Annotated in this window: 13 protein-coding genes; 8 read left to right on the forward strand and 5 right to left on the reverse strand. The window is 71.2% G+C overall.

Annotated features, from left to right (window positions below):
• Positions 1–127: 127 nt before the first annotated feature.
• From LG396_RS10700 to LG396_RS10715, 4 genes are all read right to left on the reverse strand, one after another.
• A complete protein-coding gene (locus LG396_RS10700) occupies positions 128–1,306 on the reverse strand; it encodes a hypothetical protein (protein WP_225794553.1) in 1,179 nt (392 codons plus the stop codon).
• Positions 1,303–1,848 (reverse strand): SigE family RNA polymerase sigma factor, encoded by a 546-nt coding sequence (locus LG396_RS10705; protein ID WP_225794554.1) that lies wholly within the window; start codon positions 1,846–1,848, stop codon positions 1,303–1,305. Before LG396_RS10705 ends, LG396_RS10700 begins: the two co-directional genes overlap by 4 nt.
• A 332-nt stretch (positions 1,849–2,180) precedes the next feature.
• Positions 2,181–2,441 (reverse strand): hypothetical protein, encoded by a 261-nt coding sequence (locus LG396_RS10710; RefSeq protein WP_225794555.1) that lies wholly within the window; start codon positions 2,439–2,441, stop codon positions 2,181–2,183.
• Positions 2,442–2,522: 81 nt separating this feature from the next.
• Positions 2,523–2,867 (reverse strand): hypothetical protein, encoded by a 345-nt coding sequence (locus LG396_RS10715; RefSeq protein WP_225794556.1) that lies wholly within the window; start codon positions 2,865–2,867, stop codon positions 2,523–2,525.
• Between the two features lie 152 nt (positions 2,868–3,019).
• Between LG396_RS10715 and LG396_RS10720 the strand changes: the two genes are divergently transcribed.
• The 3 genes from LG396_RS10720 (at position 3,020) to LG396_RS10730 (ending at position 5,289) form a co-directional block, all read left to right on the forward strand.
• On the forward strand, positions 3,020–3,793 hold the full coding sequence (locus LG396_RS10720; RefSeq protein ID WP_225794557.1) for a hypothetical protein: 774 nt from the start codon (positions 3,020–3,022) through the stop codon (positions 3,791–3,793).
• Positions 3,783–4,334 carry a hypothetical protein gene (locus tag LG396_RS10725; protein WP_225794558.1) on the forward strand — a complete coding sequence of 184 codons (552 nt, stop codon included), beginning with the start codon at positions 3,783–3,785 and terminating at the stop codon, positions 4,332–4,334. The genes LG396_RS10720 and LG396_RS10725 overlap by 11 nt, the downstream gene beginning before the upstream one ends.
• A 100-nt stretch (positions 4,335–4,434) precedes the next feature.
• Positions 4,435–5,289: a hypothetical protein gene (locus LG396_RS10730; RefSeq protein ID WP_225794559.1), complete on the forward strand. Its 855-nt coding sequence runs from the start codon at positions 4,435–4,437 to the stop codon at positions 5,287–5,289.
• On the opposite strand, the gene LG396_RS10735 is transcribed toward LG396_RS10730, so the two are convergent.
• Positions 5,267–6,289: a DNA-directed RNA polymerase subunit alpha gene (locus LG396_RS10735; protein ID WP_225794560.1), complete on the reverse strand. Its 1,023-nt coding sequence runs from the start codon at positions 6,287–6,289 to the stop codon at positions 5,267–5,269. The two genes, LG396_RS10730 and LG396_RS10735, sit on opposite strands and share 23 nt — an antisense overlap.
• Before the next feature lie 600 nt (positions 6,290–6,889).
• On the opposite strand from LG396_RS10735, the gene LG396_RS10740 reads away from it, so the two are divergent.
• The 5 genes from LG396_RS10740 to LG396_RS10760 all read left to right on the forward strand — a co-directional run bounded on the left by LG396_RS10740 (position 6,890) and on the right by LG396_RS10760 (position 11,761).
• Positions 6,890–7,669, forward strand: coding sequence for a glycosyltransferase family 2 protein (locus LG396_RS10740; protein WP_372483482.1), 780 nt, complete (start codon positions 6,890–6,892; stop codon positions 7,667–7,669).
• Positions 7,670–7,849: 180 nt separating this feature from the next.
• Positions 7,850–8,863, forward strand: a complete 1,014-nt coding sequence (locus LG396_RS10745) for a DUF8094 domain-containing protein (RefSeq protein ID WP_225794561.1) — start codon at positions 7,850–7,852, stop codon at positions 8,861–8,863.
• A gap of 17 nt (positions 8,864–8,880) precedes the next feature.
• Positions 8,881–9,294, forward strand: coding sequence for a hypothetical protein (locus LG396_RS10750; RefSeq protein ID WP_225794562.1), 414 nt, complete (start codon positions 8,881–8,883; stop codon positions 9,292–9,294).
• On the forward strand, positions 9,294–10,472 hold the full coding sequence (locus tag LG396_RS10755) for a hypothetical protein (RefSeq protein ID WP_225794563.1): 1,179 nt from the start codon (positions 9,294–9,296) through the stop codon (positions 10,470–10,472). Before LG396_RS10750 ends, LG396_RS10755 begins: the two co-directional genes overlap by 1 nt.
• 23 nt (positions 10,473–10,495) lie before the next feature.
• Entirely contained in the window at positions 10,496–11,761 is a 1,266-nt protein-coding gene (locus LG396_RS10760) for an MFS transporter (RefSeq protein ID WP_225794564.1), read from the forward strand.
• Positions 11,762–11,885: the final 124 nt, after the last annotated feature.

Here is an 11,885-nt window from a genome sequence, read left to right on the forward strand (position 1 = left end):
GATCTCCCGGGTGCAAGCGGAGTCCGTCGAACCGTCTCACCCTGCTTGCGACGGTGTTCGGGGCCGGGTCCGGGGGCCGCGGGCTGAGACGGCGCCCGTCGCGAAGAGGTCCGGGCGCCGTGCCTGGTCAGCGTCGGGTGATCAGTGGCTCCCACTGCCGGGGGCTGTCGTCGTAACGGGCGCCCGTCAGCGGGACCTTGTTACGCCCCGCGGGGTCGGTCAAGACCAACCGCTCGCCCATGCCGCGCCCGCAGTGCTGGTTCGGCAGGCAGTCCCACCGCACCAGGCGCTCGTTGTCGACCCACGCGAGTGTCATGCTGCCGCCTGATCCAGGAACCGTCCGGCGGGTCCGCGTCTCCTTCACGGCCGCCGTCCAGCCGTCGCCCACTGTGTAGTAGCGGCCGTCCGGCGACGCACCGGACGGCGGCCAGTCCAGCCCTTCATACATGGGCCCGTCCTCCTTCGTCCCCTCTTCCAGGTCGTACCAGGTCTCGAACTCGGCGCCCGGCTCCGCGGGAACCATCAGCAAAGTGCCGTCCCGGCTCCACCGCACGTCCAAACGGCCGAGCCCAATGAACCGGCCTTCCATATCGGCACCCATCGGACGGTATTCCTTCCGGCCCGAGCCGACCTCGACCAGGTAATAGCCGGTCCTGGCATGGGACGCATACCGATGAGGGTCACGCGTCTCGATATCCGGGTATCCGCCGTACGTGGTCACCGCCAGCCGCTTCCCGTCCGGCGACCACTGCACCCCGCCCGCCTTGTGCTCCAGCGGGATCCACTTCGTCACCTTCCCGGTGTCCAGATCGAGGATCCCGACCCGGGAGGCCGGCAGCGTCTGCTCCAGCACCGCCGCCCGCCGCATCCCGGGGGCGACATCCAGCCAGCCCCAACGCGTCTTCTCGTACTGCCGCGTCCCGGGGTCGTACAAGTACCAGGTGTACGTCGTGCGCTCGACCCCGTCCTGCTCCTCGGTGCGCTGGTCCGCCTGGTACGCGGACACCACAACGTTCCCAGCAGCGACCAGATGACGCGGCGGGGACTCACCCGGGTCTGCTGACGCATCCTTGTCGATCACCCGCCCCGGCTCGGAGTGGCCCGGCTGGTCGATCTCCGCCAGCACCGGCACCGCCACCCCGCCTGCCAGCAGCGCGAAGGCCGCGACCGCCACCGTCACCACGGTCACCCGGCGCCGACGGCGCCGCAGCAGCAAAGCCCGGCCCGCCAGGTCCGGGGTGGGCGCAGGCGGTGTCTCCTCGGCCCACTCGCGCAGGGTGTCCTGCAACAACCGGTCAGCGTTCATTCCCACACCTCCGAGGGCGAGTTGCCGAATCCGGGGCCGCGGAAGGCCACGCCGGGGTCCAGCTCAGGAACCAGCTTGCGCAGTTTGGCCAAGGCCCGGTGCGTCGTGCTGCGGACCGTGCCCACCGAGCAGCCGAGCAGCTCGGCCACCTCCCTTTCGGGGGCATCCTCGAAGTACCGCAGCACCAGCACGGCGCGCTGGTGTGCCGTCAGCTTGGCCAGCGCCCGGCGGATCTGGATCCTCAGCTCGGCAGCGTCGGCAGGGTCCTCGCGCACGACGTCGGGGAGTTCGGGCACCGCGGTCTCACGGCCCGTGCGCAGCAGCCGCCACAGGCTCACCTGCTGCCGGTAGAGCACCTTCCGCAGATACGCCTCAGGGCTCTCTAACCTGTTCCAGTGCGCGGCCGCTTTCGCCAGCGCGGTCTGCAGCAGGTCCTCGGCGGCGTGGACGTCGCCGCCGGTCAAGAGCGTCGCCGTGCGCATCAGCGCGGGCGAGCGCGCCGCGACGAACTCGCGGAAGCGGCGCTCTTCCTCATCAGTCATGATTCCCTGTGCCCGGTTGTCGTCGGCTCGTGGTCGTCTGTCACCTCCTTGGACGTGAGCAGGGCCGCTCCGCTATGGCAGGCCCGTCAAAAAAGTTCGCCCGAGCGGCCCCTCCTCGACCACGACCAGGTTCCAGACCGCGGGGTGGTGGCGGCCATCGCCCGGGACCGAACACGCCACGGCACCGGGCTGGCCACCCCACCGCTGGGTGATCGAAGAAGCTCGCCTGGCTGCACAGCCCCGGCCCCCTGGTGATCCAGCGGGAGCCCGGAGCCGACGGTCCACGAAACATTCCTCATCCGCCTGCTGCCTGAACGCCACGGCACCTCGACTCACTGTGTCAGCCAGCCTCCACCGACGAGTTCTGGGCCGCCCGCCAACTCCTGTGCCGACAGGCCACGATCGGGACCCCGGCCCGCCCCGTACACAAGCAAGAGGCACATGAATACCGACATCGGCGCGAACTGATAGCCCGCGTGGACGCCCTCCATCTCATCCGCGCGCTCGGCAACCTCACGTCCCAACTCCTCGATGCAAGCGCACAGGCCCATCTGCTCAACGCCGACGGCCATGTTCCGGAAGCCCTCGTACACCGAGTTGCTCCAGCACACCGCGAATGCGCAGGACCTCTCCCGTGAAGTCACGCGGCCGACGGCCGACTTCGCCCGCAGCCCTCACAGCACCAACCGCGCCGGCGGCGCTGTACTCGACCACCTCGCGACCGCGGCCTCCGCAGCGAGCCACGCCGCACCGCTTCTCGCCGAGACCGCCGAGATCGCCCACTTCCTGCACCGCGCCTCCGGCCCCACCGACCGGGCCGGGCGCGACAACCGCATGGTCATCCAGCACGCAAGCAGCTCACTGCCCTGGCCCGGCGGGCGGCCGACGATCTCAACCGCGTCGCACAGGGGCGCGCGCAGATCAATTCGCTGGGCATCCTGCAGCACAGCGCCGTCGCCCTCGACATCCTGGCGGCTCGCCGCGCCGACGCCGTCGAGCACCTCAGGGACCTGATCCACACCGACCAGCACACAACCGCCGCCGGCACCCCACAGCACGGCCGCCGACGAAGACGACCACGCCGTCCCGCGATGCCTCACCCGCCGCACGCTCTCCCTCCGCAAGCTCCGGCGCCTCCCAGCGCCGTCCCTCACCTCCTGCGCAGGCACCCATGCCACCGAACCGCCCCACCCTGAACGCCTTCGCACCAGCCGTCGCCGACCGGCTCCCCGGCCACTGGACCAGCCGGTACGACCGCCGCATCACCTACCCCGAGCACTACTCCACCACCGCACGGCTGTGGGACGCCGCCGGGCACGTCGCGCACCTCGTCGACGACTACGTCTACCCCCACTACGCGCTCCTCCACGGCCCCGGCGAGATGCAGCTCTACGTCACCGACCGGCCGCTGAAGTCCGGCGAGTTCGTCATCGCACCGCTCGTCCCCGACGACGGCACGATCATGGAGCACCACTTCGACGGCATCGATGAGCCAAGCGGCATCACGGTGCCCGCAGACCCGGTGCGCGCCGCAGCGCTGATCGCCCGGAGGCTCCTGCCTACCTACGCCACAGCACTGGAAGGGCTGCGACTCCACGTCGCCGAACGACGCGACCCGCCCCGGCTGCCGGCACCGCGTCCGGTCCGCAAGGTCGTAACCCTGACCTGGTATCCCGACGGGACCTTCGGGGCGCCGTACACACGGGTTCCGCCCGAGGCCCGCAGCGCGCTGTTCATGGCCGGCTTCTGCTACTTCCCGCACCGGGATGCTTTCATCCTGTCCGCCGAGTACCCGGCCGAGGAACAGGCCCGGCGTCTGAAGGCGGTCGCCCAAGCGCTGACCTCAGCGGGCATCGGCGTGAACCTCCGCACCGCCGGTAAACCGGCGGGGCCGGCCACCACCCCACCCCAGGTGCGGGGCCAACGCCCTCCGCGTGCCCGCTGACCATCGCCCGGACGCCGTTCACGGCGCGATCTACCATCTGCGCACCCTCGCCGAGCGCACCCACCACGCGGCCGATGAGGTGCCCTTCGCCGACCCCTACCACCCCCCGCGCCTATGCGACCTCGACGACAGCGCGTACGCCATCGCGCGCCTGCTCACCTACCTGGTCCACGACGCGGACATGACCCGCATCGCCAGCGCCGGTGGTCGGCGAACCGCCCTCGAACAATTCGTGATCACCGAGCTGACGCAGGCGGCTGCGTCGGCGGGGCGTGCCCTGGCCGCGCTCGGCGAAGTGATCGCCCTGGCCGGGGCTCGTGCGATCGACGGGTCTGCGCGGTTCACGGCGCTCGGGAACCGGACCAAGCAGGCCACGGCCGCCGAACTCGACTGGATCCAGGCCGCCCACGCCCACCTCGCGGCCACCTCCCGCCGCCTCCACCAGGCCGCGGACCGCCTGAACGCCCTGCAGACGCCGCCGGTTCCGGCCGCCGCTGCCCCTCGGGCGCCACACCGGCGAGGGCCGGCCCGTTCCCCCTGACCACCCCGACCTGGAGAATCTCCTGCTCTCGCACCCCGACTTCGAGGCATACGACAACGTCGGCCGCACAACCGAACAGATCACAGCAGCCAAACACAACATGGCCACCCGTCTCGACCTGATCACGCGGGCCCAGGCCGACGCCGCGCCGTTCCTGGCCGACCACCCGCTGCCTGACAGCGACCCGCCGGAACTCGACCTGACCGCCTACCGGTCGGCGCTGGCAGCGGCCCAGAGCCCAGCCGAGGTCAGCGCCGTCACCCAGCACCTGCTGGATGCTGCCGCGCCCGTGCTGCAGGCCGTCAGCGACTGCCTCGTGGAGGCCGCGCAGTGGCGCGGCCACCACCGCGACGCCGTCGACGGCCCACCGCGCAAACGCCTGATGGCCGCAGCCAGCCGGGCCCTGGACGTGCTGGCCATCGCGGACGAAGCCGACCTCGCCCGCCTGCGCGCCGAATACGACCCCGCGCCCGCCCTCCCCTCGCCAGCACCGGGCCGGCCGCCAGGACCGCCTCCGACATCCCCGGGTGCTCCCAGACAGGGGGGCGGTAGATCGGTGGCGACGCGCTCCTTCATCGCCCGCCCCACCGACGCCGGATACGTCGGCGCCAACGTCCTCTACGACGGATACCCCAGCGGACGACTGCCGCTCCTTCTCGCCAGCTACCGCTACCGCTTCGGCAGCGACATCGCCGCCATGTCCCGACACCTCATCGATGACGTGCCGGCCTCAGCCTGCGGCTGGGAGGAACTCGGCGCCGACCTCCTACACGGCGCACCCGAAGAGCTGCGTCACGCACTGACCGGCGCGGTTGACCTGCGCCGACTTACTTCGCTGACAAGACCGCCCCATGATGCCGTTGATGGTGCCGAGTCCCTGGCCCGCGGCGACTGGATTGGCTGGCCAGGCCCGGCGCAGCGCAGCGCAGTATTCAGTACTGCTCTGTTTCGATAAACCCGGCGTCCTTCTCGTCGTCGGCGGCGAAGGTGTCGACAGCAGCGATGGGGTCGAATCCGGGCGGGCTGTCTTTGAGGGCCAGGCCCATGCCGGAAAGCTTGGCCTTGACCTCGTCGATCGACTTGGCACCGAAGTTGCGGATGTCGAGCAGGTCGACCTCGGAGCAGCCGATAAGCTCACCTACGGTATCGACTCCCTCACGCTTGAGGCAGTTGTACGAGCGGACGGTGAGGTCGAGCTCCTCGATCGGCAGGATCAGGTCGGCGGCGAGTACCGCGTCGACGGGCCGGGGGCCCATGTCGATGCCTTCGGCGTCGATGTTGAGCTCACGGGCCAGCCCGAACAGCTCGACCAGGGTCTTCCCGGCGGATGCGATGGCTTCACGTGGGCGCATGGCCTGCTTGGTCTCGACGTCGACGATCAGCTTGTCGAAGTCCGTGCGCTGCTCGACTCGGGTCGCCTCGACCTTGTACGTGACCTTGAGCACCGGCGAGTAGATGGAGTCGACCGGAATACGGCCGATCTCCTGGCCCACCTGCTTGTTCTGCACGGCGGAGACGTAGCCGCGACCGCGCTCGACTGTCAGCTCCATCTCCAGCTTGCCCTTGCCGTTGAGCGTGGCGAGCACCAGGTCGGGGTTGTGGACCTCGACACCGGCCGGCAGCGCGATGTCAGCAGCGATGACCAGGCCCGGGCCCTGCTTGCGCAGGTACATCACGACCGGCTCGTCGTGCTCGGAGGAGAGTTCCAGCTGCTTGATGTTGAGGATGAGGTCGGCGACGTCCTCCTTGACGCCCGGCACGGTGGTGAGCTCGTGCAGGACACCGTCGACCCGGATGCTGGTGACAGCGGCACCCGGGATCGAGGAGAGGAGCGTGCGACGCAGAGAGGTGCCGAGGGTGTAACCGAAGCCCGGCTCCAGCGGCTCGATCACGAACCTGGAGCGGAACTCGTCGATGACCTCCTCGGTCAACGACGGACGCTGAGCAATCAGCATGAAGTGTTGCCTCCAGTGTTCGGCGCCAGCAATTTGACGCCGTAGACCCTGCGAAGGGTACGGGGCGAAAGGGCTGGTCCTTGACCACCTGGACCACCTTGGCCGCCGCTGGCTCTTCCAGATGCCACTCGCGGACCTGCTACCGAAGATCGGTCGCACGAAGCCCGAACAACTGGATTCGTTGTCAAGCGCCTCAATTGGATGACAGAGGACACGAACGGTGCGCCGGCCGAACGCCTCCTCGTCACACCGAGCACCACCGGCGGACTCCACTGGGGATACGTCCTGCACCCCCACGACATCGAGGTCATCAGCCTGCGCAGCAGACCGCGGACCGATCGTGGACTGGCACACCGACCCCAGGACCCCGTTCAGCGACGCCACCACCGGTGGAAGCCCGATCGCCCACCGCCCGAACGCGCCCCCGACCAGCCTCCGGGAACCGCCAACCCGGCCAGGCCACCCACCGCCGCTTCCCCGCGCACCGCCCGCCACTAGCACCGCCTTCCTGGAGAACCTCTGTCCGCTCTCGCCCCCGCAAAAATCACCGTCGTCATCGCCACCCGGGCGCAGCCCGACCGGCTGGACTACCTCACCGCCATGCACGCAAGCCTCACCCGGCAAACCGTGCCGTGGGAAGCCGTCATCGCCCTCGACGGCGCCGACACCTCCCCGCTCCCCGAACCTCTCGCGGCCGACCCTCGCGTACAGCCCCTGCCGCTGCCCCGGCACGTCGGCGCCGCCTGCGCCCGCAACCTCGCCCTCAACGAGGTCCGCACGGAGTTCGTCAACTGGGCTGATGACGACGATGAGTTCACCGACGATGCCATGGCCGTGCGGCTGCGCGCGCTTGAGGAGACCGGGGTGGGCTGGTGCGCGGGATACAGCGAGGACCTCCACGAGGACGGCTCGACGACGCTGTGGCGGTGCCCCACTCCGCCCGGCAAGCACCGGGCCGGAGACGTCTGGCGGTTCTGGCCCGACCCGTCGGACACGATCCCGCTCGGCCCGACCACCATCCTCGCCCGCACCGACCTCGTACGCGCGGCGCCCATGGGCGGCCTGGTGCAGGGTGAGGACTACTGCGCCCTCGCGGTGACGTGCCTTGCCGACGGAATCCTGCTGCCCGTCCCCGTCTACCGCTACCGCAAGCACGCGGGCCAGATGACCGTCCAGGACTCGTATCACCAGCTGGAGCCGCCCGCCCGGCAATTCGCGCACCACTTCGGCACCAGCCTGAGCACGGCCGTCAACACCCGCGGGACGGCGCCCACCAGGCCGCCCGCCGGCCGCCGCTCGAAGACCGCGATGCGCACCCAGCCGCCCCGGCACCGCTCCCGGTCCACTGCCGGCGCACCACAGCCCCGGGCACCGAAGTGAGCACCACGCCCGTCCCCCAGACCCGCATCAGGGGCCGGAGTCGTCCACCCGCCACCGCTTGCCGCACCAATCGCCGCGCACCTTGCGCACCACCCGCACCCGCTGAACCCGCCCGCGTCCCCCTGGAGCACACCCATCCACACCGCCCGCCGCGCCCTGCCCCTGCTCGTCTGTGCCGCGTTGCTCTCTGGGGCCGCCAGCGCCTGCAACAGCGGCGACGACGCCCCGACCGCGAAGACGAGCCCCACCACGCCCGCCGCGCCGAAGCCGGCGCCCGCGCTCAGTGACGCGCAGGCCCGCGCCGTCATCACCCACTACTCGAAGATCAACAACGAGGCCAACGCGCAGCGCGACCGCGCCCTGCTCGACACCGTCGAAGGCGGTCCGATCTACGCGATGTCCGTCTCCGACTACACCCAGACCGAGGGCCTGCCCAAGGCCGACCGCAAACCGTACAAGCCGTGGTCGTACGACACCTCCAGCGCCAAGCTGTACATCCCGCGCTTCACCGCCGGCCAGGACCGCTGGTTCGCCGCCGCGCTCTCCGGCGAGAAGGGCAAGGACCCCAGCCGCATCGCCGTCTTCGCCGAGCAGCCGAAGGACACGCGGTGGGAACTGGTCTCCGTCGTCGACCTCAACGGCACGACGTTGCCGGACGTCGCCCTCGACAAGGACGGCTCCGCCATCGCGGTCGCCGCCACCGGCAACACGCACCTCGCGGCCGACGCCGACGTGCTGCGCACCGCGGTGATCGACAATTTCGCGACCGGTGGGACAAACACCGGCGACAAGGTTTTCCACCCGACGAAGGCCAGCAAGCAGCAGATCAAGGTCCACGACGAAACGACCCGCAAGTTCGGGAAGTCGGGCACCACCTCCTTCGCCGCGGGGGCCAACCGTTTCACGGACGCCTACGCGCTGGAGACCGCCGACGGCGGCGCCTTGGTGCTGTTCGCCCACACGCACAGGCAGACCGACGCCGTCGCGCACTCCGGGCTTCAGATCAACCCCGACAAGGACGACAACGCCTGGCTGCACGGCATCCCGCGCACGTCGGTGACCTACACGTTCGTCTGCATCGACGCCGCCACCGTGCCGGCGAAGGCGGCCCCGTCCCGCCTAATCGGCTACAGGTGCGCCCGCACCGATGCCTCCGGCCCGCCCGCCGGCTCCGCACCGACTAACCGCGCATAGCCGCACGGAGGGCTCTGATGTCCATGCCCCACCCCGCCTTCGAGCTGTACGACAGCGTCGGCCCCACCACCGAGCCGGTCACCGCCCATCGCGAGAACCGACCGGGCGCCGACGACCTGCACCGCTGGACCGCCCACGACGCACGGGAGTCCGAGCTGCACCTGTTCCCGGAGACCGCGGCCAAGTGGTGCGAGTGCAACCAGGAACCGGGTATCGCCGCGCGCTCCCGCAAGCACGCCGGCCAGATGACCGCCCAGCACTCGTATCACCAGCTGGAGACGTCGGCGCGGAAGTTCGCGCACCGGTTCGGCGCCAGCCTGAGCAAGGCCGTCAACACCCGCAGGACCTCGTCGACCGCGCCCGCCGGCAGCGGCTCGAAGACCGCGATGCGCACCCAGCCGCGCCGTCCCTTCCCGAGCAGGCAGGTCTGATGGCATCGGCCACCGCGCCGAACTCGGCGGGTTCTCCCCTGCCGAAGGCCGATGTTCTCGCGCTGGGAGCGAACAGATTCCGCCGGGCGATGTTCGCCATCGCCCGCGAGGCGGACAGGGCACTCGACAGCGCCAGCTACGGCCGCATCGCTCATGCCGCCGCCGCTGCCGCTCTCGCCCGCCGCGACCAAGCAGCCATCAAGGCGTACGCCGAGGAACTCGCCCCGTACGCGGATGCACTGCTCGCTACTGCCCGGCAGTCCCTCGACGAGCTGCCGCCGGCACGGCACCTCGCCGACTGGCGCAGGCTGCTGGAGGTCCTCGACACGTCCACCGCGACGATCCACCGGGCCCTGGAACACCCCGCCGACCCCGGTTCTGCGGCCGAACGCGCTCAGCACAAGGCCCTGTGGCCGCACCTGGCCGTCTGGGCGGAGCACGGCTCGATCGCCACCGTCCTCGCCCGCCGGCAGCAGCGGCCCCCCGTCACACTGACCGGCGAGGAACAGCATCCCTCCAGCGAAGCGGTCCACGACGCCCTGCGGCGCGGCGAGTTGGAGCTGACCGACTCCTGGTACGCCGCCGACGGCCAGCAGATCACCCTCGCCCTCCTGGCCGACAGCAGCAACCTGCCCGTCGTCGCGCTCCGCGGCGACCCGGATACCCCGACCTGCCAGGTCATCGGCCGCTACCCACACGAGTACGCGGCCATGCAGGCGCTGCCTCAACCGGTCCCCGCCGGGGTCCTCGACCCGAGGTCCTCCCGCTTCAACCGCCCGCCGCCGGCACCCGAGGTGCCGCTGCAACGGCTCATCCGGGACGTCGTCGAGGCCCAGGAGGCGCCGGACGCGGCCAACGCGGTGCTCGGTGCCACCAGCAGCGGCTACGAGGCAGGGTCCATGGTGCGCCTGCAGGAACTCCTGGAGACCGCGAGCCGGTTCGCCGCCGCGCTTCAGACGGCGCGGGGCCGGGAGATCGCCGCCCGTCTTGCCGCCGCCGGCCGGCACCTCGGGTTCCTGACGGGCGAAGTCCGCGAGGCCGCTGAGGACCTCGCCGCCACCGTCGCGGTGCTCCCGCCACAGCGCACCCCCCAGCCGCACGCCGGCCCGCGGCCGGCCGTGCAGACCACCGCCCCGGCAGCTCCGCCGCCCGCCTCCGCGCCCGCTCCCCGCCGCTAGCCCTCCTGCCGAGAGAACGCCTGTTGTCCTTGACCACAACCGCCGCGCCGCGCATCACCTACGGCGCGGTGCTGGGCAGCCCTCACGTGGCCCGGCTCCTGGGCGCCACCCTCGTCGGCCGCCTGCCCAACGGCATGGCGCCGGTCGCCATCCTCCTGTGGGCCACTACCACCGAAGGCGGCATCGCCTTCGGTGGGCTGCTCAGCGCCGTGTACGGGCTGGCGGCCTCACTGGCCCAGCCGGTCAAGGGCCGCCTGATGGACCGCCACGGCCAACCCGCCGTGCACCTGCCGGCCGCGCTGGCCAACTCCACGCTCCTGGCAGCCCTTCCCCTGACCGGCTCCTACGGCGGGCCGGCCGCCGCCACGGCGGTCGTCGTGGTCGCCGGCCTGACCACACCCGCCCTGGAAACCGGACTGCGGGCCCTGTGGCCGAGCGTGCTGCCCGACCCCCATCTGCGGCACGCCGCGCTCGCGCTGGACACCGGCTCGCAAGGACTGCTGTACATCGTGGGCCCGCCGCTGGCCGCCGCCCTCACCGCCACCCACTCCCCGGCCCTCGCATTGTCCGTCACCGCCGGGCTCGGCCTGGCCGGCGCCGTCGTCGTCGCGTCCGCGCCGCCGACGCGCCGCTGGCGCCCCGCTCCAACCCTCGACGTAGCGGCCGGGCACGCGCGCCGACTGTCCAACCCCGGGCTGGTGCTGCTGTTCGTCGCCCTGGTCGGGATCGGATTCGCGATCGGCGCCATGAACGTGTGGGCGCTGGTGATGGCCGAGCGCCACCAGCAGGGCATGCTGTCGGGCACCCTGCCCGCGGCGTTCTCGGCTGGCAGCTTCCTCAGCGGCCTGATCTACGGACGCCGTGCCTGGCCCGGCACCACCACCAGCCGGTTGACCGTCGCCACCGGCGGGTTCTGGGCCGGGTGGCTCCCGCTGCTCGCTCTTCCCGGCCCGTACGCGGCCACGGCCGTGATCGTGCTCCCGGGGGCGTGCTTGACCGTCGTGATCGCCTGCGCCTTTGTGACGACCGACGCGCTCACCCCCGCTGGCCGCACCAGCGAGGCGTATGCGTGGCTGCTGCTGTCGATCGGCACCGGAACCTCCGCCGGCACCGCCCTGGCCGGCCGCCTCGCCGAGCAGCCCGTCGCCAGCGCCGCCCTTCCCGCCGCCGGCGCCGCGTTCGCGCTGACCGTCCTGCTCACCGCCCGCCGCCGCCTCGCGACCACCATCGGCTGGCCCCGCCGTGGCCGGCACCGCCGACCGTCGCGGGGCCGTCACCGAGCCCCGTGACCACGGCCCCCTCCCCCTGTTTCGTTCCGCTTTGAGGAGATCTTTAGATGGCTGTTGTTGAACGTGCGGAAAGGCGAGTCAGGCAGCTGCGGTGCGGTGCGGACGCCCTGGAGCATGTCGGCAG

It is taken from the genome of Streptomyces aculeolatus (genome assembly GCF_020400605.1).
GTDB classification, from domain to species: Bacteria; Actinomycetota; Actinomycetes; order Streptomycetales; family Streptomycetaceae; genus Streptomyces; species Streptomyces aculeolatus.